The 21,769-nt window shown below is 72.8% G+C and carries 16 protein-coding genes and 1 riboswitch; of the genes, 6 read left to right on the forward strand and 10 right to left on the reverse strand.

What is annotated here, in order from left to right; translation table 11 throughout:
- Positions 1-237 precede the first annotated feature (237 nt).
- The 4 genes from AB0B97_RS16885 to AB0B97_RS16900 all read left to right on the forward strand — a co-directional run bounded on the left by AB0B97_RS16885 (position 238) and on the right by AB0B97_RS16900 (position 5,457).
- Complete coding sequence (locus AB0B97_RS16885; RefSeq protein WP_234583414.1) at positions 238-1,023, forward strand: ABC transporter ATP-binding protein; 786 nt, start codon at positions 238-240, stop codon at positions 1,021-1,023.
- 2 nt (positions 1,024-1,025) lie between these two features.
- A complete protein-coding gene (locus AB0B97_RS16890; protein ID WP_234583477.1) occupies positions 1,026-1,976 on the forward strand; it encodes an LLM class F420-dependent oxidoreductase in 951 nt (316 codons plus the stop codon).
- Complete coding sequence (locus AB0B97_RS16895; RefSeq protein WP_234583415.1) at positions 1,973-2,281, forward strand: cupin; 309 nt, start codon at positions 1,973-1,975, stop codon at positions 2,279-2,281. The genes AB0B97_RS16890 and AB0B97_RS16895 overlap by 4 nt, the downstream gene beginning before the upstream one ends.
- A 77-nt stretch (positions 2,282-2,358) precedes the next feature.
- Positions 2,359-5,457, forward strand: a complete 3,099-nt coding sequence (locus AB0B97_RS16900; protein ID WP_357494465.1) for a hypothetical protein — start codon at positions 2,359-2,361, stop codon at positions 5,455-5,457.
- A 122-nt stretch (positions 5,458-5,579) separates the two neighbouring features.
- On the opposite strand, the gene thiC is transcribed toward AB0B97_RS16900, so the two are convergent.
- The 7 genes from thiC to thiE all read right to left on the reverse strand — a co-directional run bounded on the left by thiC (position 5,580) and on the right by thiE (position 11,459).
- Complete coding sequence (gene thiC, locus AB0B97_RS16905; protein ID WP_234583417.1) at positions 5,580-7,172, reverse strand: phosphomethylpyrimidine synthase ThiC; 1,593 nt, start codon at positions 7,170-7,172, stop codon at positions 5,580-5,582.
- Between the two features lie 17 nt (positions 7,173-7,189).
- Complete coding sequence (gene thiD / locus AB0B97_RS16910) at positions 7,190-7,975, reverse strand: bifunctional hydroxymethylpyrimidine kinase/phosphomethylpyrimidine kinase (protein WP_357494467.1); 786 nt, start codon at positions 7,973-7,975, stop codon at positions 7,190-7,192.
- Positions 7,972-8,718 carry a thiamine phosphate synthase gene (locus AB0B97_RS16915; protein ID WP_357494469.1) on the reverse strand — a complete coding sequence of 249 codons (747 nt, stop codon included), beginning with the start codon at positions 8,716-8,718 and terminating at the stop codon, positions 7,972-7,974. The genes thiD and AB0B97_RS16915 overlap by 4 nt, the downstream gene beginning before the upstream one ends.
- The gene (locus AB0B97_RS16920; RefSeq protein WP_308195350.1) at positions 8,715-9,494 is read right to left on the reverse strand and encodes a thiazole synthase; all 780 of its coding nucleotides are present in this window, start codon (positions 9,492-9,494) and stop codon (positions 8,715-8,717) included. Before AB0B97_RS16920 ends, AB0B97_RS16915 begins: the two co-directional genes overlap by 4 nt.
- Positions 9,491-9,691 (reverse strand): sulfur carrier protein ThiS, encoded by a 201-nt coding sequence (thiS, locus tag AB0B97_RS16925; RefSeq protein ID WP_234583421.1) that lies wholly within the window; start codon positions 9,689-9,691, stop codon positions 9,491-9,493. Before thiS ends, AB0B97_RS16920 begins: the two co-directional genes overlap by 4 nt.
- A complete protein-coding gene (thiO, locus tag AB0B97_RS16930; RefSeq protein ID WP_357494472.1) occupies positions 9,682-10,839 on the reverse strand; it encodes a glycine oxidase ThiO in 1,158 nt (385 codons plus the stop codon). The genes thiS and thiO overlap by 10 nt, the downstream gene beginning before the upstream one ends.
- Positions 10,836-11,459, reverse strand: a complete 624-nt coding sequence (gene thiE / locus AB0B97_RS16935) for a thiamine phosphate synthase (RefSeq protein ID WP_357494474.1) — start codon at positions 11,457-11,459, stop codon at positions 10,836-10,838. The genes thiO and thiE overlap by 4 nt, the downstream gene beginning before the upstream one ends.
- A riboswitch (TPP riboswitch) is annotated at positions 11,454-11,563 on the reverse strand. (Overlaps the previous gene by 6 nt.)
- Before the next feature lie 449 nt (positions 11,564-12,012).
- On the opposite strand from thiE, the gene AB0B97_RS16940 reads away from it, so the two are divergent.
- Positions 12,013-17,700, forward strand: coding sequence for a ThuA domain-containing protein (locus AB0B97_RS16940; RefSeq protein WP_357494476.1), 5,688 nt, complete (start codon positions 12,013-12,015; stop codon positions 17,698-17,700).
- A gap of 66 nt (positions 17,701-17,766) precedes the next feature.
- Positions 17,767-18,312: a hypothetical protein gene (locus AB0B97_RS16945; protein ID WP_357494478.1), complete on the forward strand. Its 546-nt coding sequence runs from the start codon at positions 17,767-17,769 to the stop codon at positions 18,310-18,312.
- A gap of 78 nt (positions 18,313-18,390) precedes the next feature.
- Here the strand turns inward: AB0B97_RS16945 and AB0B97_RS16950 are convergent, their stop codons facing one another.
- From AB0B97_RS16950 to AB0B97_RS16960, 3 genes are read right to left on the reverse strand one after another with little or no spacing between them, the layout of a single operon-like run.
- Positions 18,391-19,353, reverse strand: a complete 963-nt coding sequence (locus tag AB0B97_RS16950; protein WP_357494480.1) for an aldo/keto reductase — start codon at positions 19,351-19,353, stop codon at positions 18,391-18,393.
- Between the two features lie 37 nt (positions 19,354-19,390).
- Complete coding sequence (locus tag AB0B97_RS16955; protein ID WP_357494482.1) at positions 19,391-21,070, reverse strand: ATP-binding cassette domain-containing protein; 1,680 nt, start codon at positions 21,068-21,070, stop codon at positions 19,391-19,393.
- Between the two features lie 41 nt (positions 21,071-21,111).
- Complete coding sequence (locus tag AB0B97_RS16960) at positions 21,112-21,717, reverse strand: methyltransferase (protein WP_357494484.1); 606 nt, start codon at positions 21,715-21,717, stop codon at positions 21,112-21,114.
- Positions 21,718-21,769: the final 52 nt, after the last annotated feature.

Consider the following 21,769-nt stretch of genomic DNA (forward strand, 5'->3'; position numbering starts at 1 on the left):
GGCCACCGGAGGGGGTTGTCGCGACGGTACCGGCGGGAGGGGTAGAAGCCGGGCACCGCCATCGTGAGGGGACTCTTCGCGGGCACAGCGTACGAGAAACCCACAGTTGCGACGCCAGGCGTATCGGGTTGCGGAACGGATACAACATGACGACCACCCCGGACGGTGCGAGATGTCAACGGGGCAGCTAGCCTTTGTCGGATTCCTGACCGTCCACTCAGCGGAGGTACGCCGCAGATGATCCGACTGTCCGGGGTGTCGCGTACCTTCGAGGGCCGATCCGGCCGGGTCGAAGCCCTTCGCGGCATCGACCTCGACGTGGCCGAGGGCGAGTTCGTGGCCGTGCTCGGGCGCTCCGGCTGCGGGAAGTCCACCCTGCTGCGGCTGATCGCCGGGCTGCTCCCGCTCACCTCCGGCGAGATCACCGTGGCCGGTACGCCGATCACCCGGCCCCGCCGCGACATCGCCATGCTCTTCCAGAAGCCGGCGCTCCTGCCGTGGCGCAGCGTGCTGGACAACGTCCTGCTGCCGGTGGAGATCTTCGGCTGGAGCCGCGCCAAGCACCGCGAACGGGCCCGGCAACTGCTCGACGTGGCCGGGCTTTCCGGGTTCGAGAAGCGGCTGCCGCACGAACTCTCCGGTGGCATGCAGCAGCGGGTGTCGCTGTGCCGGTCGCTCATCGGCGAACCCCGGGTGATGCTGATGGACGAGCCGTTCTCCGCGCTCGACGCGCTCACCCGCGAGGAACTCTCCGGCGAACTCCAGCGCGTGCACATGGAGAACAAGCCGAGCATCGTCTTCGTCACCCACTCGATCGACGAGGCGGTGCTGCTCGCCGACCGGGTGGTGGTGCTGAGCCCCCGTCCCGGCCGGATCCGCAAGGTGGTCGAGGTGGCCATCCCCCGACCCCGCACCCTGGGCCGCAACGCCCATCTCGCCGACGTCGCCCGGGTCAGCGCCGACCTGCACGAGCTGTTGATGGAACGCGACCAGCCGGCCGCCGCCGGCGTGGAGGGACGATGAACATGCGGGTGTCGGTCTTCACCGAGCCCCACCGCGGCGCCGACTACGACACCCAGCTCCGGTTCGCCCGGCTGGTCGAGGCCGGCGGCTACGAGGGTTTCCTCCGCGCCGACCACTACCAGTCGATGGGCGCCGACCCGGGCCTGCCCGGCCCGACGGACGCCTGGCTGACCCTCGCCGCGCTGGCCCGCGAGACCCAGCGGATCCGGCTCGGCACCCTTGTCACGTCGGCGACCTTCCGGCTGCCCGGCCCTCTCGCCGTGCTGGTCGCCCAGGTCGACCAGATGAGTGGCGGTCGGGTCGACCTCGGCATCGGCGCCGGCTGGTACGAGCGCGAGCACATCTCGTACGGCATCCCGTTCCCGGCCGTCGGCGAGCGCTTCGACCGACTCGCCGAGCAGCTTGAGGTGATCACCGGGCTGTGGGCCACCCCGGTGGGCGAGACGTACAGCTTCACCGGCGACCACTACCGGCTGGTGGACGCGCCCGCGCTGCCCAAACCGGTGCAGGTGCCCGGCCCGCCGATCATCGTGGGCGGGCGCGGCCCGAAGCGCACCCCCGAACTGGCGGCCCGCTACGCCGACGAGTTCAACATGCCGTTCAAGTCCGTGGCCGAGACCGCCGGGGCGTACGACCGCGTTCGGGAGGCGTGCGACCGCGTGGGTCGGGCCGAGGCCGGCCGGGCCCCGCTGGTCCTCTCGGCCGGGATCGTGGTGGCCATCGGCCGCACCGACGCGGAGGCCGCCCGGCGGGCCGCGCCACTGCACGAGAAGAGCGCGCTGCCGCCGGAGGACCCGGTGGTCGGCTCGCCCGCGCAGCTCGTGCAGCGGATCGGCGAGTTCGCCGAGATCGGCGCCACCCGGGTGCACCTGCGCATGACCGACCTCGACGACCTCGACCACCTCGAGCTGATCGCCGCCGAGGTGCTCCCCCAACTGGACGGTGGACGATGACGGACGTGACCGACGGCACCGAACTCGGGCCGGTGGGCCAGGAGATCGTGTACGAGAACGACCGGGTCCGGGTCTGGCACATCCGCCTCGAACCGGGCGAGCGGCAGCCCCTGCACCGGCACGACCACCCCTACCTGGTGGTGGCGATCCAGGGCGCGAAGAACGTCGTACAGACCATCGACGGCACCCGGATCGACGCCGACGAGCCCACCGGCGGGGTCGTCTACCGGGACCCGGGTGCGGTACACATGCTCACCAATGTCGGGGACACGACATACCTGGCCCGACTGGTCGAACTCAAGTAGACCCGCCGGGCGTGCCTCGCCGCGCCGCGCGGCGTGCCGGTGGCGATCCGGTGTACCAGGTGCGTAACGTGCCGGACATGGCCTTTCGGACCTGGGGCAGACTACTGCTCACGGCGCTCGGGGTGAGCGTGCTGGCCGGAGCCGGCCAGCTCGGCGTCGCGTACGGCTTCGGCATCGTCCGACTCACCGGTGCCTTCACCGGCACGACCGTCAACCAGTGGCCCGCCCAGCTCGTCTGGGTGGGCTGGTTCGCCGCGAACGCCGCTGTCGCCGGCGCCGTCCTGACCGGTCGTCTGGCCCGCCGGGACACCCCGGCGGCCAGCACCGGCCGGCAACTGGCCATTGGCGGCGCGGCCGCCCTCGGCGCCACCGCCGTGGCCCCGCTCTGCATGCAGCCCGCCCGAGCCGCCGAGTTGATCTCGGTGGACCCGGTCTGGGCGGTCGGCATCTGCGCCATCCTCGGGGCGGTCATCGGAGCGGGTGCGGCCGTCGCCGTGCTGTTCCGACCCGAACTGGGCTGGAACATGGCGGCCGTGGCCGGGGCGGTCTGGCTGCTGGCGTTGATCTCCGTCCTGCCGTCGCTCGGCACGGCTGGCCCGCTGCCCACGGTCCGACTCGGCGTCCTCGAACCGAGCTGGCTGAACGACGCCGCCGCGCAGCGCCTGGCGCTGCTCCTGCTGCCCGTGGTGGCGCTGCTCGCGGGCGCCGCCACCGCCGGGTTGGCCCGCTGGCGCGGCCAGGTTCCGCTGGTGAGCGGGGCGACCGGGGTGGCCGGTCCGGTGCTTGTGGCATTCGCGTACCTGACCGCTGGCCCCGGCGACGCGGTGGACCGCTACCAGACCACCCCCTACTACGGCGCGCTGATCGCGATCCTCGCCGGCGCCCTCGGTGCCGCGGCCGCGGCCTTGCTGCGCTGGCCCATCGGCGCGCGTACCGCCGATCCCCAGGCGATCGCGCCGACCGACATCCTGCGCCCGCTGCCCGCCGGCCCGTCCCTGCCGGGCGCCGAAGCGGCGAGGTCGACGGGTCCGGCCGACGACGCGACCCCCAGCGGTGGGGACCTGGCGACCACCGGTCCGGGTCCGCGCGCCGCCGACGACACCGCAGGCGTACGCACCGTCCCCGCCCACTGGGACTGGCCGGCGACCACGGCGAGCGGCCAGCACGGCACCGTCCCCGCCGACGCGACGCCCCCGGGGCCGGCGCCCCGACCGGTTGGCCGCCGCCAGCACGCCGACACCACCCCGGACGCGGCGACGGCGGGCACCCCGAACCAGGACGCGCCTCCCACGGGCGGGCAGCACGACCGCGCGACCAACCCGCCGGCCCCCGCCTCGTGGCTGACCGACCCGACCGGCGAGTTCACCGCCGGGCGACGAACGACCTCGTCGAGCCCTGACGGGGACGCAATCGGCGCCGCCGTCCCGTTGCCCGCCGTCCCGGCGTCCACCGCTGCGGTCGGCGACACAGGGGCTGCCGGCCCGACGCCCCGCGCGGACGCCGACGACCCGACCGGGAAGACGACGACGGCCACGACCGCCGGGGACGAGCGAAGCAGCGACGACACGACGACCAGCGACCCGGCCATCCCGGTCCCGCCGGTCGCGGTCCCGCCGGTCGCGGTCACACCGAGGGCGGACGGCGCAGGCACGCCGAGCGCGGGCAACGCGGCCACGCCGGTCGCGGACGGCGCAGGCACGACGGTCGCCGGCAACGCGGGCACGCCGAGCGCAGACGACGCAGGCACGACGGTCGCGGGCAACGCAGCCACGACGAGCGCGGGAACCCCGAGCGCGAGCAGCGCGGGAACCCCGAGCGCGGGCAACGCGGCCACGCCGAGCGCGGGCAGCGCGGGCGACGGCACGGCCGACGCACCCGCACCCAAGCCGCGTCGTACGCGCAAGCCGAAGTCCACCCCGGCCGAGGTCACTCCGGGCACGACCGCCGAGGACCCGGCGGCAGCCGCTGGGTCGACAGGTGGGCGTACCAGGCGGCTGGCCCGGTCCGGCAAGGCCACCGACGTGAGCGGCACCGACTCCGCAGGGCCGGTCGACCACGCTGCTCCCGTGCCCGACCAGGACGCTCCCCGGCCCGACCGGGACGCTCCCCTGCCCGGCGACATCGAGCCCGCCCAGGCGAGTCTGACCGGCGGCAAGGGTTCGCGGGAGCAGACCGACGGGACCGGTGGAGAGAGCCGGCGCGACCGGGCCGCCGGCACCGATTCGACGGTCACCACCGCCCCGGTTGGGGATCCCGCACCCGTTGAGGAGTCCGCGACGGGTCGCGCCGAACGGTCCGCGGCGCAGGGTGACGGCGGCGCTTCGTTGTTCGGCGAGGCGAGTGTCGACGGCCCGGAGGCCGACCGGTGGACCCCGACGGCACCGGCCTGGCCGGTCACCTCGGCGTGGACCGCCGCACCGGGGGCGGCCGACCCCGAACCGTCCGCTTCGGATGCTCCCGTCCCGGCGGAGGAGTCGACCGACTGGACGCCCCGCTTCCGGCACCGGGCGCCGCTGCCGGACCTGAGCCGCGCCAGCACCTGGGACGCCTTCAACACCACTCGACGCACCGCCGCGTCGGACCGGACCACCAGCACGGCCGACCAGAGCGCCGGCGCACCCGGCCAGGGCAGCCCGACCGCCAGCATCCCGGACCAGGACGGCCCGACCGCCGCCACGCTCGACGGGGGCCTACCGACAGGCCGCGCCGCCAGCACCACGGGCCAGACCAACAGCACGACAGACCAGCCCGGCAGCACGACAGACCGGGCCGTCGGCAGGCGCGGCCGGGCCGGCGAGGCCACCGGTACGCCCGCATCGGCGGGATCTGTCGCGCCGCCGTCGACCGGCCCGGGCATACCCGGGCAGGGCGGCACGTCCGGCACCGCCGGCAGTGACGGGCCGGACAGCGACGCCCGGCGGGCCGCGTCGACCTCCACCGACGACGCGGAGCAGCCCTCCCGGCGGGGACGGCTCGGTGGCCTGTTCCGCCGCAACCGGGTCCGGGCCGACGAGGAGAAGCGGTCCGCGGCGGATGCGGCGGAGCCGCTGGCCACGCAGGACGAGGAGTTCGTCGACTGGGTCGCCGGGCTCGGCAAGCCGATCGCGGACAACGAGCCGGAGCAGGAGAACGGGCGTCGTTCGCTGCGCTCCACCGGCCGTCACCACCGCGACTGACCGCCTGACGTCAGGTCGGTACGCCGACCCAGGATGATCGACTCGGGTTCGCTGAATCCGGGCTGTCCACCGCGCTGGGACACCCCGAGGTCAGTGAACCCGAGTCGATCATGCCGGCCCGGTCAGGCGAGCGGCAGATAGACCTTCCCGCCGCCGGAGACGAACTCCGCCGACTTGTCCTTCATGCCGCGGGCCGCGTACTCCTTGAGCTCTTGCGTGATCTTCATCGAGCAGAACTTCGGGCCGCACATCGAGCAGAAGTGCGCCGTCTTCGCGGGCTCGGCGGGCAGCGTCGCGTCGTGGTACGACCGCGCCGTCTCCGGGTCCAGCGAGAGGTTGAACTGGTCCTCCCAGCGGAACTCGAACCGCGCCTTGGACAGCGCGTCGTCCCACGCCTGCGCGCCCGGGTGCCCCTTGGCCAGGTCCGCCGCGTGGGCCGCGATCTTGTACGCGATCACGCCCGCCTTCACATCGTCGCGGTCGGGCAGGCCGAGGTGCTCCTTCGGGGTGACGTAGCAGAGCATGGCGGTGCCGAACATGCCGATCATCGCGGCGCCGATCGCCGAGGTGATGTGGTCGTAGGCGGGCGCGATGTCGGTGGTCAGCGGGCCGAGCGTGTAGAAGGGCGCCTCGTGGCACCACTCCTGCTGGAGGTCCACGTTCTCCTTGATCTTGTGCATGGGCACGTGGCCCGGGCCCTCGATCATCACCTGCACGTCGTGCTCCCAGGCGATTTTCGTCAGCTCGCCGAGGGTGCGCAGCTCGGCGAACTGCGCCTCGTCGTTGGCGTCCGCGATCGAGCCGGGCCGCAGCCCGTCGCCGAGCGAGAACGTCACGTCGTAGCGCGCGAGGATCGCGCACAGCTCCGCGAAGTTCGTGTAGAGGAAGTTCTCCTCGTGGTGCGCCAGGCACCACGCCGCCATGATCGAACCGCCCCGGGAGACGATCCCGGTGACCCGGTCAACGGCCAGCGGCACGTACGGCAGCAGCACCCCGGCGTGCACAGTCATGTAGTCGACGCCCTGCTCGGCCTGCTCGATCACGGTCTCCCGGAAGACCTCCCAGCTGAGCTTGACCGGGTCGCCGCCGACCTTTTCCAGGGCCTGGTAGATCGGCACCGTGCCGATCGGCACCGGCGAGTTCCGCACGATCGCCTCCCGGGTCTCGTGGATCCGCTTACCCGTGGACAGGTCCATCACGGTGTCGGCGCCCCAACGGGTGGCCCAGGTCAGCTTCTCCACCTCCTCGGCCACCGACGAGCTGACCGCCGACGTACCGATGTTGGCGTTCACCTTGACCAGGAAAGCCTTGCCGATGATCGCCGGCTCGCACTCCGGGTGGTTGACGTTGAGCGGCAGCACCGCCCGGCCGGCGGCGATCTCGGCCCGTACGAGTTCCGGGTCGACGTTCTCCCGGATCGCCACGAACTCCATCTCCGGCGTCACCACACCGGCCCGCGCGTACGCGAACTGCGTCGGACGACGTCCGTCCACACCGGCGAGCGGCGTACCCGCGCCTCGTACCGGCGCCACGTCACCCCGCTCGGCGATCCACGGGCCCCGCAACGCGGGCAACCCCACCGCCGGGTCGGATCCCGGGCCGGACGTGTCGTAGAGCCGCACCGGCGGATGGTCGCCGGTCAGCGCCACCTCGGCGAACGGCACCCGCACATCCGGCCGTGACCCCTCGACGTACACCTTGCCTCGTGCCTGCATGACAACCTCCCTGGTGATCAGGCGGACCAGCCGAAGTGATCCAGCGGCCCGCGCCCCGCGCCCAGCTCCCAACCCCGCGCGCCGGTCAGCGCGCGGAGCACGTACTCCTTGGCGGCCCCCACCGCCGCCGGCACCGGATCGCCCAGCGCGAGCCGCACGGCGATCGCCGCCGAGAACGAGCACCCGGTGCCGTGGGTGTGCCGGGTGTCCACCCGTGGCCCACGCAGCACTGTCGTGACGCCGCCCCCGTGCAGCACGTCGACCGCTTCGTCTCCGCCCAGGTCACCGCCGGTGACGACGACGTGCTCCGGGCCGCCGGCGGCGAGGGCCTGGGCGGCGACGATCATCCCGGCCAGGTCGTCCACTGCGCTTCCGGTGATGGCCGCGGCCTCCGCGCAGTTCGGCGTCGCCACCCGGGCGTACGGGAGCAGCCGCTCCACCGCACCCACCACGCCGAGCCGGTGGCCGCTCGTGGCGACCAGCACCGGATCGACGACGAGCTGCGGCAGCCGGCCGTCCCGGGCGGCCTCGGCCACGACGTCGGCGACGGCGGGTGTGCCGAGCATTCCCGTCTTGACCGCGCCCACGGTGAAGTCGGCGAGCACGCTGTCCAGCTGCTCCGCGACCGTGCGCGGCGGCAGCGGCAGGACGGCGTCGACACCTCGGGTGTTCTGCGCGGTGACCGCCGTGAGGACGCTGGTGCCGTACGCCCCGAGCGCCGCGAAGACCTTGAGGTCGGCCTGGATGCCGGCGCCGCCGCCGGAGTCGGAGCCGGCGATGGTGAGGATGGTTTTCGGGGTCATGGTTTTTCCCTGGTTGCGGTCTGGGGCTGCGGCCGACCGTGCCCACTCCGGGCGGTCAGGCTTGATCCCTGCGTGGGCACGGTCGGCCGCAGCCCTGACCGGGGGACCTCCGTGTGCCCGTGCCGGCTTTTTGCGAGCTTCTGGGTGGCCGCCTCGACGAAAGCGCTGGTCAGTAGGTGGGCTGTTTCTTCGGGGTTTGCTGCTCGCATGAGTGCGCCCAGCACTGCCACTCCGGCGGCTCCGGCCTCGACGCAGGCGGTTACCTGATCAGGGGTCTCAACCCCGCCGAGAGCCAGCAGGGGCACCGGGCTGGCGCGCACCAGGCTGCGCAGTCCCGCGACGTTCAGGGGTGGGCCGTAGCCGGGTTTGGACTTTGTTGGCCAGACCGGGGAGACGGTGGCGTAGTGCTCGGTGGTCAGGCGGGCGAGTTCGGCCTCGTTGTGGCAGGAGCGGCCGACCAGCGGCAGGGCCGGCGGCGGGTACGGGCCGGCGGCGGGCAGGTGGACGGCGTCGCCGCCGAGCGGGTCGGGGCCGGCCACGACGAGGGTCCCGCCGGCGTCGGCGAGGATCGCGCGCAGGTCGACCGCGAGAGCGGCGCGCTCGGCGCGGGGTAGGTCCTTCTCCCGCAGTACGACCCACCGCACTCCCTGAGCGACGGCCCCCGCCACGACCCGTTCGAGACCGCCCCTGGCGACCAGCCGATCGGTCAACAGGACGACCCCCGACGGCAGGACGCCTGTCACAGGTCCGGTCTTCCCTCGTCCGGAGTGGACGCGAGGGCGTGGAAGCGGCGGGCGATGCGGCCCGCACCGGCGGCCAGGCGGCCCGCCTCGACCGCGTACCGCATCGCCGTGGCCATCGCCACCGGGTCGGCGGCCCGGGTCACCGCGCTGGCCAGCAGGACCGCGTCGCAGCCCAGCTCCATGGCCAGGGCCGCGTCGGACGCCGTGCCGATGCCGGCGTCCAGGATCACGGGTACGTCCACGCTCTGGCGGATCAGCCGGATGTGGTGCGGGTTGCCGATGCCGAGCCCGGAACCGATCGGGGAGCCGGCCGGCATCACCGCGGCGCAGCCCACGTCGGCGAGGCGGCGGGCGAGCACCGGGTCGTCAGTGGTGTACGGCAGCACGGTGAAGCCGTCGGCGACCAGTTCCTCGGCGGCGCGGAGCAGTTCCACGCCGTCGGGCAGCAGCGTCCGCTCGTCGCCGATCACCTCCAGCTTGACCCAGTCGGTGTCGAACGCGTCGCGGGCCAGCCGGGCGACCTTCACCGCCTCGGTGGCGGTGTGGCAGCCGGCGGTGTTCGGCAGCAGCCGTACCCCGCACCGGTCCAGCAGGTCGAGCAGCCCTCCGGCGGTGCCCGGGGCGGTGTCCACCCGGCGCAGCGCCAGCGTGACCAGCTCCGTGCCGGACGCCCGGATCGCCTGTTCCAGCACGTGCAGGTTCGCGGCGCCGCCGGTGCCGAGGATCAGCCGGGACGTGAAGGCCACCCCACCCAGTTCGAACGACATCCCACTCACCCGCCCTGCGCCGCGGTCAGCACCTCGACGCGGTCGCCGTCGCGCAGCACCGTGCCCGGCCAGCCGGCCCGGGGCACCACCTCGCCGTTGACCGCTACCGCGACGCCACGCTGGTGCGGGGCGACGTCACGGACCAGGTCGGCCACCGACGCGCCGCCGGGGACGCTGCGTCCGGCCCCGTTCACCGTCAACTCCACCGGTCCTCCTCGGTCGTTCGTCCAGGTCCGCTCCTGTCGCCCGCGCCGGCCCGCACCGCGTCGCCGGTACCTGTCGACGCGACGGCGAACCGGTCCGCGCCGAAGGGCGCGAGCAGCGGGTCGGGTACGCCGGTGGTCACCAGGTCGGCGATCGTCTCGGCGGTGATCGGGGTGAGCACGATGCCGTGCCGGTGGTGCCCGGTGGCGGCCAGGACGGCGGGCCGGCCGGGCAGCGGCCCGAGGATCGGCGCGTTGTCAGGTGTTCCGGGCCGCAGGCCGGCGACCGCCTCGACCAGGTCGTACTCGGTCAACTCGGGCAGCAGGTCGACCCCGGCGCGCAGCAGCCGCTGCACGGCGCCGGCGGTGACGGTCGTGTCCGACCGCTCCTCGACCGTCGCGCCGAGGACCACCTCACCGTCGGCGCGGGGCACCAGGTAGACGTGCTCGCCGTCGGCGTACCCCCGGATCACGTGCCGGAAGCCCGGTGCGACGCCGCCGGGCGCGCGCAGCCGGAGGATCTGGCCCTTCACCGGCCGCACGGGCAGGCCGGTGAGCGCGGCGGCCCCGCAGCCGGCGGCGACCACGGTGACCCCCGCGTCCACGTCGGACAGCCGCCGGACCGGCTGCGGCACCAGCACCGCGCCGGCCCGCCGCGCGGCCGTGCGCAGCGCCGGCACCAGCAGCCGGGGATCGACCTGGTGGTCGGTGGGCGCGAGCGCGCCGCCGCGCACCCGCGGGGCCAGCGCCGGTTCGCTGTCGCGCAGCTCGCTCGGGCGCAGCGGCGTCACCGGCAGACCCAACCCCTGTTGGTACGCCCAGAGCCGGCGTGCCTCGGCCAGGTCGTCGCCGGTCAGCCCGACCATCAGGGTGCCCTCGGTCCGGTAGCCGATCTCGGTGCCGCTCGCCTCGGTCAGCTCGGCGGCGAACCCGGGCCAGCGGGCGGCGGACGCCACCAGCAGCTCGGTCAGCTGCCGCTCACCGAAGTACGCCTCGGCGACCGGGGAGAGCATGCCGGCGGCGACTGCCGACGCCCCCGACCCGGAGGCGGGGTCGTGCACCTCGACGCGCAATCCCCGGACGGCGCAGCGCCACGCGATGGCCAGTCCGATCGGGCCCGCACCGACCACCGCCAGATCGGTGCGCGTCACGCCAGCGCCCGCAGCAGGTCGACGGTCGCCCGCGCGGGGTCGGCGGCGCCGGAGAGCGCACCGACCACCGCCACCCCGTACGCCCCGGCGGCCCGCAACGCGGGCACCCGGTCGGCGGTCACCCCGCCGATCGCGATGACCGGCACGTCGACGGCGTCGGCGACGTCGCGGACGCCCGAGGGCCCGATGGGATCCGGCAGACCGGTCTTCGTGCTGGTGGTGTGGCACGGGCCGACGCCCAGGTAGTTGGCGCCGGCGACGACCGCCTCGATCGCGGTCCGGGGCTCGCGGGCGGTGGCCCCGAGCACGCCGGTCGGGCCGAGCACGTGCCGGGCGGCGGCGACCGGCAGGTCGTCGGCCCCGACGTGCCCACCGGCGGCGCCCACCGCGAGCGCCACGTGCAGCCGGTCGTTGACCAGGCAGGTCGCCCCGTACGGCGCGCAGAGCGCCAGCACCCGGCCCGCCAGGTCGTACGCCTCGCGGTCGGTGGCGGAGTCCTCCACCCGGACCTGTACGACGAGGTCGGCGCGGGCCGCCGCGAGGGCGGCCCGGACCACGGTGAGTGGGTCGCGCCCGGGTCGGGTGTCGGTGACGAGATGCAGTCGTCCAAGGGACGGCACGGCAACGCTCCTCCCTGCGCCGGCATTACCCGGATCAGGTTCAACGGTCGGGGGCTGTCAGCCCCCCTCTCAGCCCGGTACACCGGGCTCCCGTGGGTTACTTGCGTGTCACCGTACGACAGTTCCGCCGGTCTGCCAAGGGACTGGCCGCCGGCCGGACACCACTCCATCGATGGGGTACTTTCTCCGGTCCTGTTCGGAATGTCGCCCGCCGTTGCAGAACCGTTACCAGCCGGCATCTTGCCCGACATCGATACACCAGAATTAATTTGTTCAGCGATTCGACAAAATGCCGGCGTGGACGCCCTGGCACGGCGTCCCCACCGGCTCCATCCGGGACGGTCTTCGGCAGCCGGCCCCCGCGATTCCTGTCCACCGCGACATTGGAGGCGGCGTGTCCCGTTCTCGTCGTGCCCGTTTACCACTCACCGCTACCCTGCTGTCCCTCGCGCTAGCCTCGACGACCCTGCTCGGGTCGCCGGCGCAGGCGGCTCCGGCCGCAGCGCAGATCCCCGCGCGAGACGTGCCGGTCGCGGCTCCGCTCTCCCAGGCGGTGCCGAAGGCACCGAAGGCCGCAGCGGCCGACCCCTATTCCGTCCTGGTCTTCTCCAAGACCGCCGCCTTCCGGCACGACTCCATCCCCACCGGCATCGCCGCGATCCAGCAGCTCGGCGCGGCCAACGGGTTCACTGTGGACACGACCGAGGACGGCGCCGCGTTCAACGACGCCAACCTCGCCAAGTACAAGGCCGTGATCTGGCTCTCCACCACTGGTGACGTCCTCGACGCCGACCAGCAGGCGGCCTTCGAGCGCTACGTGCGGGCCGGCGGCGGTTACGCCGGTGTCCACGCCGCCTCCGACACCGAGTACAGCTGGGCCTGGTACGGCGACCTGGTCGGCGCGTACTTCGCCAACCACCCGCAGAACCAGCAGGCCACCGTCAAGGTGGAGGACCACGCCCACCCGTCCACCGCCGACCTGCCGGACCGCTGGTCCCGGTTCGACGAGTGGTACAACTTCCAGACCAACCCGCGGCCGGACGTGCACGTGCTGGCCAGCCTGGACGAGAAGAGCTACACCCCGGGCGCCGGCGCGATGGGCGCCGACCACCCGACGGCGTGGTGCCAGGACTTCGACGGTGGCCGCTCCTGGTACACCGGCGGCGGGCACACCCGCGAGTCGTACGCCGAGCCCGAGTTCCTCAAGCACCTGCTCGGCGGCATCCAGACGGCGGCCGGCGTGATCGACGCCGACTGCGGCGCATCGAAGACCTCCAGCTTCGAGAAGATCACCCTGGACAGCAACACCAGTAATCCGATGGAGCTGGACATCGCGCCCGACGGGCGGGTCTTCTACATCGAGCGCGACGGCCGGGTGCAGATCATCAAGCCCGACACCGGCAGCACCGTCACCGCCGTCGACCTGGACGTCTTCACCGGCAACGAGGACGGCCTCATCGGCATCCGGCTCGACCCGGACTTCGCCACCAACAAGTGGGTGTATCTCTACTACGCCCCGAACGACGGCGTCACGCGCAACCTGCTGTCCCGGTTCACGGTGACCGGCGACACCATCGACCCGGCGAGCGAGAAGCAGGTGCTGCGGGTCGACACCCAGCGCAACACCTGCTGCCACGCGGGCGGCAGCATGACGTTCGACAGCGCCGGCAACCTCTACCTGGCCACCGGTGACAACACCAACCCGTTCGAGTCGAACGCCTACGCCCCGCTCGACGAGCGGCCGGGCCGTCAGGACTACGACTCGCAGCGCACCTCCGCCAACACGAACGACCTGCGCGGCAAGGTGATCCGGATCCACCCCGAGGACGACGGGACGTACACCGTTCCGACCGGCAACCTCTTCGCGCCGGGCACCGCGAAGACCCGTCCCGAGATCTACGCGATGGGCTTCCGCAACCCGTTCCGGATCGGCACCGACCCGAAGACCGACACGCTGTACGTCGGGGACTACGGACCGGACGCCAACGCGAACAACCCGGACCGGGGCCCCCGCGGTCTGGTCGAGTGGAACGTCGTGACCCCCGGCAACTACGGCTGGCCGTACTGCACCGGGACGAACGAGGCGTACAACGACTACACGTTCCCGTCCGGCCCGAGCGGGCCGAAGTTCGACTGCGCCGCGCCGGTGAACAACTCGCCCAACAACACGGGCCTGACCAACCTCCCGCCTGTCGTTCCGGCCACCGTCGACTACGGCTACGCCGGTGACGCGCGGTACCCGGAGATCGGTGGCGGTGGCGCCCCGATGGGCGGCCCGGCCTACCGGTACGACGCCAACCTCAACTCCCCCCGCAAGTGGCCGGCCTACTACGACGGCAAGGCGCTGCTCGGCGAGTGGAACCAGAACAAGATGTACACGATGCAGATGACCGCCGACGGCAAGTCGTTGGTGGACATCAACCAGCTGCTCACCGGCATGAAGATGATCCGGCCGATGGACTTCGAGTTCGGCCCGGACGGCGCGCTCTACCTGATCGAGTGGGGTACGGGCTTCGGCGGCAACAACGACGACTCCGGCATCTACCGGATCGACTACACCGCCGGTGACCGCGCACCGATCGCCGCGGCGTCCGCCAACCCCACCTCGGGGCCGGCGCCGTTGACCGTCACCTTCTCCAGCGCCGGCTCCCGGGACCCGGACGGCGGCGATCTCACCTACGCCTGGACCTTCGGCGACGGGCAGACCTCCACCGAGGCCAACCCGACGCACACGTACGCGACGGCGGGCAACTACACCGCCCAGCTCACCGTGACGAACCCGAAGGGCCGTACCGCGGTGGCAAACGTTCCGGTCACCGTGGGCAACACCGCGCCGACGGTGAGCATCGAGTTCCCGCCGGACGGTGGCTTCTTCAACTGGGGTGACCAGGTCCGCTACACGGTCAAGGTGACCGACCCGGAGGACGGGCAGATCGACTGCGCCCGGGTGAACCTCCAGGTGCTGCTCGGTCACGACGAGCACGCCCACCCGCTGGAGCAGCACACCGGCTGCACCGGCACGGTCCAGACGTCGCTCGCCTCCGGGCACGGCGCCGAGGCGAACGTCTTCGCGGTCTTCGAGGCCACCTACACCGACGATGGTGGCGCCGGCGGTGCGGGCGCGCTCACCGGCCGGGACATCGAGATCCTGCAGCCCAAGCAGAAGCAGGCCGAGTACTTCACGGCCACCGGCCGGGTGCCGGGCAGCACCGGCGGCGGAGACGCCGGCGTGCAGCGGGAGGCCGGAGCCGACACCGCCGGTGGCGGCCAGAGCATCGCGTTCATCGAGGACGGCGACTGGTGGTCGGTCGTCCCGGCGGACCTGACGAACATCACCGAGATCCGGTTCCGGGCCGCCTCGGCCGCCGCTGGCGGTCGGATCGAGGTCCACGCGGGCGCGGTGGACGGACCGGTCGTGGCCACGGCCACGGTCCCGTCGACCGGGGCGTGGCAGACGTACACGGACGTGAGCGCGCCGGTCACCGGTGCCGCGAGCGGCTCGCTGTACTTCGTGGCCCGCGATCCGAACGGCGGGACGGGCTCGCTGTTCAACGTCAACTGGATGGACTTCGTCGGCCGCGGCGTCACCGAGAACGGGCCGCCGGTGGTCACCGCCACCGCGACCCCGACCAGCGGCACCGTGCCGGTCACCGTCGCGTTCGACGGCACGGCCACCGACGCCGAGGGCGACACCCCGCTGACGTACGCCTGGGACTTCGGTGACGGCGGCACGGCGTCCACCCTGGACGCCAGCCACACGTACACGAGCGTCGGAGCCTTCACGGCCACCCTCACGGTGACCGACAGCAAGGGCGCCAAGTCGTACGCCACGGTGCCGGTGCGGGTGAACGCTCCGGACACGTCCTGCTTCGGGGCGCGTTCGGACGACTTCAACGGCAACACCCTGGACAAGGGCCGGTGGACCAGCGTGGTCCGGGAGAACCAGCTCTACTCCCTCGGCGGTGGGGCGCTGAAGCTGCCCACCTCGGTGGGTGACCTGTACGGCGCCCGCAACGACGCCACCAACCTGGTGCTCCAGGCGGCGCCGACCGGAGCCTGGGAGATGACCACCAAGGTCACGCTTCCGGTGACGGCCAACTACCAGCAGGCCGGTCTGCTGGTGTACGGCGACGACGACAACTACGCCAAGGTGGACCTGCTCTACAACGGCAGCCGTCGGGTGGAGTTCATCCGAGAGACTGCCGCGACGCCGCGCAACGACGCTGCGGACGCCACCAACGCGCCGGCGGGTGACACCGTGTACCTGCGGATCACCAGCGACGGGACGAACCTGACCGCCGCGGTCTCGGGCGACGGGCAGACGTTCACCCCGGTCGGCCGCTCGGCCGCGCTCGCCGGCATCACCAACCCGCGGATCGGGGTCTTCGCGCTCAACGGAGGCACCGAGGCACCTGTCGTGGACGCCGCGTTCGACTCGTTCGTGGTCACGCCGGACGCCCCGGCCGGCCCGGTCGACCCGTCGGACGAGTTCACCGGCGACACGCTGGACAAGTGCCGGTGGGACGCGATCCAGCGGGAGGACCCGAACGGTTACCGGGTCACCGGTGGCGCGTTGCGGATCGACGTGCCGAACGGTGACATCTACGGCACCGACAACACCGGGCCGAAGAACTTCATCCTCCAGACCGCGCCCTCGGGCGACTGGACCCTGGAGACGAAGGTCGACGGCAGCCTGCTGAACGAGCAGTACCAGCAGGCGGGTCTGCTCGTGCAGGCGGACGACGACAACTACGTGAAGTTCGACTTCATCGCGGACAACCAGGCCGGCCAGACGGTCACGCGGCGGATCGAGTTCCGCAGCGAGATCGGCGGCGTCGTCCAGAACCCGCAGCCGGAGGCGACCAGCCTCACCTCGGCGGTGTGGCACCTGCGGCTGGCCCGCAGCGGCGACACCTTCACGGCGTCGTACTCGGCCGACGGGACGACCTGGACCACGCTGGAGACGTTGACCAGCAGCGCGGTCGGGGCCACCCCGAAGGTCGGTCTGTTCACCCTCGGCGCCAACCAGACGGCGTCGAAGACGGCCTCGTTCGACTACTTCCGGCTCAGCACCGAGGTGGTCACCGACGAGACCGCTCCGGTGACGACGGCGGCGGTGTCCGGCACCCCCACCGAGGGGTGGTACACCGGGCCGGTGACGGTCACCCTGACCGCCGCCGACGAGGCCGGCGGCAGCGGACTGGCCGGTACGGCGTACCAGCTGGACGGGGCCACCACCTGGACCGACTACACCGCTCCGGTGACGGTCAGCGGGGACGGCGAGCACGAGCTGCGGTTCCGCTCGACGGACCAGGCGGGCAACGTGGAGTCGACGAAGACCGTCTCGGTCAAGATCGACGCCACCGCGCCGGTCACCACTGCGACGTTCGCTCCGGCGAACGACGCGGGCTGGCACAACGGGACGATCCCGGTGGTGCTGACCTCGACCGACGCCGGTTCCGGGATCAAGACGGTCGAGTGGTCGCTGGATGGCGGCGCGTGGACGCCGTACTCGGAGCCGGTCGCGGTGACCGGTGACGGGCAGCACGAGCTGCTGTACCGCTCGACTGACAAGGCGGGCAACGCCGAGACGCTCAAGTCGGCGATCCTGAAGATCGACGGCACCAAGCCGACGCTGCTGGTCTCCGGTATCGCCGACGGCCAGCTCTACGGGGACAGCCAGGACGTCCGGGTGTCCTGGCAGGCCGTCGACCCGACCTCGGGTATCGCGACGGTGGTCGGCCAGCTGGACGGCAAGGCGTACGCCAGCGGCACCCTGCAGGCCATGTACGAGCTGCCGCTCGGCCTGCACGAGCTGACCGTCACCGCGACCGACAAGGCCGGCAACACGACGACCTCGAACGTCCGGTTCTTCGTCACCACCTCGTTCCGGGACATGCAGAACCTGCTGGACCGGTTCAAGGCGACGGGGCGGCTCTCGGCCAAGGCGCAGAAGCAGTTGACGGCGAAGCTCGACGCGGCCCGGCAGGCCGAGGCGGCCGGCAACGACAACAAGGCGATCAAGCAGTTGACCGCATTCCGGGCCCTCGCCGCCGACGCCACACTGGTGCCGGAGGCCGAGGTTCGGGACGTCCTGATCCGGGACGCCGACGCCATGATCGTTCGGCTCGGCGGCACGGCCAGTAAGGCCGGGGTCAAGGCGAACGACGGCGAACCGGTCAAGGGCACCGGACGGCTCGGTGGCGACGCCACCCGGCTGGCACCCGGTCGCCAGCTCTGATCCGATCGAGGCCCCTTCCCGACGCCACGGTGTCGGGGAGGGGCCTCCCTCATCAGTAGTGAGGAGATGTCCGTGACGGGTATCCGCAAGGTGGTGGCCGCCGTGTTCGCCGGGCTGGTCCTGACCCTGCTCTCCGCTGCCCCGGCGGCCGCCCAGGCCGACAAGCTCAAGCTGACGGTGGCCGGCGACGGCGCTCAGGGGGTCACCATCCAGGCCAGCTACCCCGATGGCCGCCGGCTGGACCGGATGGTGCGGTTGGTGCTCACCGCCACCGGCCCGGACGGGCAGCGGGTCGGGCCGGTCCAGCTGGAGCCGCAGCCCGAGGGGCAGGGTTTCTACAGCAGCGGCCCGGTGCTGTCCACCGGCACGTGGAAGGTGACGGTGAACTCCCCCGCTCCGCTGCAGAGCAGGACCACCGCCACGGTGCAGGCCCGGGCGGCGCAGTCACCCCCGGCTCCCAAGCCGGTCGCGGTGACCGCGGACGGGCCGCGCGATCGCGGTGCGGCCGCCGGGTGGTGGCCGTTCGCCGCGGCCGGCCTCGTGCTGGTCGCCGTGGCGATGGGGGTGGCCATGCTGTTCGGCCGCCGCCGCGCCGGCACGCCGAACGACTGACCGAGCGGCGCTTCGGCGCCACCACAACGACCGGGCCGGGCCGCGATGAGCGGCCCGGCCCGTTGTCGTTCGCCGCGCTCAGAGGATGGCGCGCAGTGCCGCCAGGTCGTCGTCGCTGGGCTCCCACGTGCCGGCGGCGGCGTTCGCGTGCACCTGCTCGGGCGTCGTGGCGCCGGCGATCACCGAGGTCACGGCCGGCTGGGCGGCCAGCCCGCCGATCGCCACCTGGAGCATGGTCAGGCCCCGCTCGCCCGCGTACGCCTCGATGGCCTCGATGGTGTCCCAGTCGGCAGCCGCGAGCCGCTCGGCGTACCGGCCACCGCCGGAGAGCCGGCTGCCGGCCGGCGGCTGCTCGCTGCGCTTGTACTTGCCGGTGAGCAGGCCGTTGGCGAGCGGGAAGAACGGCAGCATGCCGAGCCCGAACCGCTCGCACGCCGGGATGATCTCGGTCTCCACCGAGCGTTCCAGCAGGCTGTAGTGGTTCTGGGCGCTGATGAAGCGGGCCCGGCCGTTGGACGAGGCGACCCAGTCGGCGTCGGCGATCTGCCAGCCGGCGAAGTTGGAGTTGCCCAGGTAGCGCACCTTGCCGTCGCGGACCAGGTCGTCCAGGGCGGCGAGGGTCTCGTCGATCGGGGTGCCCGGGTCAGGCTCGTGCATCTGGTACAGGTCGATGTGGTCGGTGCCGAGCCGGCGCAGCGACGCCTCCACCGCGCGCGCGATGTAGCGGCGCGCACCCCGGGCACCGAAGTCCGGCCCGTTGAGGCCGTTCATGTCCATGCCGAACTTGGTGGCCACCACCACGTCGTCCCGGCGGCCCTTGAGTGCCTGCCCGAGCAGCTCCTCGGAGCCGCCCTGCGGCTCGCCGTAGATGTCGGCCGTGTCGAAGAGGTTGATCCCGGCGTCCAGGGCCGCGTCCACCACCGCGCGGGTGCCGTCGAGGTCCAGCTTGCGGCCGAAGTTGTTGCAGCCGATGCCGACGACGGACACCACGAGCCCGGAGTCGCCCAGCCGGCGATAGGTCATCTCAGTCACGAGATCCACCCTATGCCGGCCGGACGCACCGCTGCCCGGTGACCGCTCAGCCCACGTCCCAGACCGGTTCCGGGGTCTCCACCACCTCGCTGTCGCCCCGGAACAGCACGAACCTGTCGAAGGAGCGGGTGAACCACCTGTCGTGGGTGACCGCCACCACAGTCCCCTCGAACGCGTTCAGGCCGGCTTCGAGCGCTTCCGCGCTGGCCAGGTCGAGGTTGTCGGTGGGCTCGTCGAGCAGCAGCAGGGTCGCCCCGGACAGCTCCAGCAGCAGCACCAGGAACCGGGCCTGCTGCCCGCCGGAGAGCGTGCCGAACCGCTGGTCGCCCTGCCCGGCCAGCTCGTACCGGCTGAGCACCCCCATCGCCGCGTGCCGGTCCATCCCGGTGCGGTGTTCGTCACCCCGCCACAGGATCTCGACCAGCGTCTTCGACATCAACTCCGGTCGGTCGTGGGTCTGGGAGAAGTGGCCGGGACGGACCCGGGCGCCGAGCCGGGCCGTGCCGTCGTGCGCCACCGGGGCCAGCGCGCCCGCCCCGTCGACCGGCCCGTTCGCCGGGTCGGGATCGGTGCCACCCCGGGCCAGCAGCCGCAGGAAGTGCGACTTGCCGGTGCCGTTGGCACCGAGCACCGCCACCCGGTCGCCGTACCAGATCTCCAGGTCGAAGGGGAATGTCAGGCCGTCCAGCTCCAGCTGCTCGCAGACGACCGCGCGCTTGCCGGTCCGCCCGCCGGTCAGCCGCATCCGGATGTCCTGGTCCTTCGGCGGTACGGGCGGCGGCCCGGCCTCCTCGAACTTGCGCAACCGGGTCTGCGCGGCCTGGTAGCGGGAGGCCAGACCGTCGTTGTACGCGGCCTTCTGCTTGTACATCAGCATCAGTTCGCGCAGCTTCTGGTGTTCTTCGTCCCAGCGTCGGCGCAGCTCGTCGAGGCGGGCGTGCCGGGCGACCCGCGCCTCGTACCAACTGGCGAAGCCACCCGGGTGCACCCAGGCGCTGCCGCCCTCCACGGCGACCACCCGGTCGGCGCTCTGGGCCAGCAGCTCGCGGTCGTGCGAGACGTAGAGCACCGACTTGGTGGATTCGCGCAGCCGCGCCTCCAGCCAGCGTTTGCCGGGCACGTCGAGGAAGTTGTCCGGCTCGTCGAGCAGCAGCACCTCGTCCGGGCCGCGCAGCAGCAACTCCAGGGCGAAGCGCTTCTGCTGGCCGCCGGAGAGGGTGCGCACCGGCCGGTCCCGGACGGCGTCCCAGGGCTGGTTGAGCACGATCGTCGCGACGGTGTCGAAGAGCACCTCGGCGTCGTACCCGCCGGCCTCGCCCCAGGCGCCGAGCGCGTCGGCGTACGCCAGCTGGGCCTTACCCGCGGCGCTGCTGAACTTGCCGCGGACCTCGGCCGCCCGCATGGCCGTCTCGGTCTCGGCGAGCCGGCGGCCGGCGTCGCGCAGCGGCGGCGGGGCCAGCGACAGCGCCAGGTCGGCCAGTGTCGTCTCGTCGCCGATCATGCCGATGAACTGGCGCATCACGCCCAGCCCGCCGGCCCGCGCGACGGTGCCGGTACGCACCGCCAGGTCGCCGGCGACCATCCTCAGCAGCGTCGTCTTTCCCGCGCCGTTCGGCCCGACCAGGGCTACCTTGGCGCCCTCCCCGACCCGGAACGACACGTCGGCGAAGAGTTCCCGACCGTCGGGCAGGATGTGCCCGACCGCTGCCACGTCCACGTATCCCACGCCGGGATCCTGCCCCAGCGGGGGCCGGGAGGGACATCCAATTACCGGGTGACCCGCAGCACCCGGAAGCCCTTCTGGCTGGCGTGCCGCTCGACGTGCCAACCCTGGTCGACGATCCAGCGCTGCAGTGAGTCGCCGCCGAGGTGCCGGGCGACGACAAGCCAGCCGACGCCGTCCGGGGCGAGTCGGGGCAGCCACCGCAGCAACAGCTCGTGCAACTCGTCCTTGCCGATGCGGATGGGCGGGTTGGACCACAGCTGCGCGAACAGCAGGTCCGCCGGCACGTCGTCAGGTGCGCTGACGCGGATCCGGTCGGCGGCGCCGATCCGGGCCGCGTTGGCGGCGGTCAGCTCGCGGGCGCGGGCGTTGACGTCGACAGCCCAGACGGTGGCCGCCGGTGCCACGTCGGCCAGCACGCAGGCGATCGGGCCGAACCCGCAGCCGAGGTCGAGCAGGGCACCGGCGGTGTCGGCGGCGGGCAGCTCGGCCTTGCGCAGCAGCACTGCGGTGCCGGGGTCGAGGCGGCTGGCGGAGAAGACACCGCCCGCCGAGACGAGCTGGTAGTCGCGGTCGGCGACGGAGAACTCGACGTCGCGCGCCGGCGCATCGCTGGCGGGCTGCGCGGTGAAGTAATGGTCGCCGGTCACGCCGGCAATTCTCGCACCGGCTCGGGCGGGCCACGACACGGCCCACAGCCGC

This window comes from Micromonospora sp. NPDC049004 (assembly GCF_040649315.1).
Taxonomy (GTDB): Bacteria; Actinomycetota; Actinomycetes; order Mycobacteriales; family Micromonosporaceae; genus Micromonospora.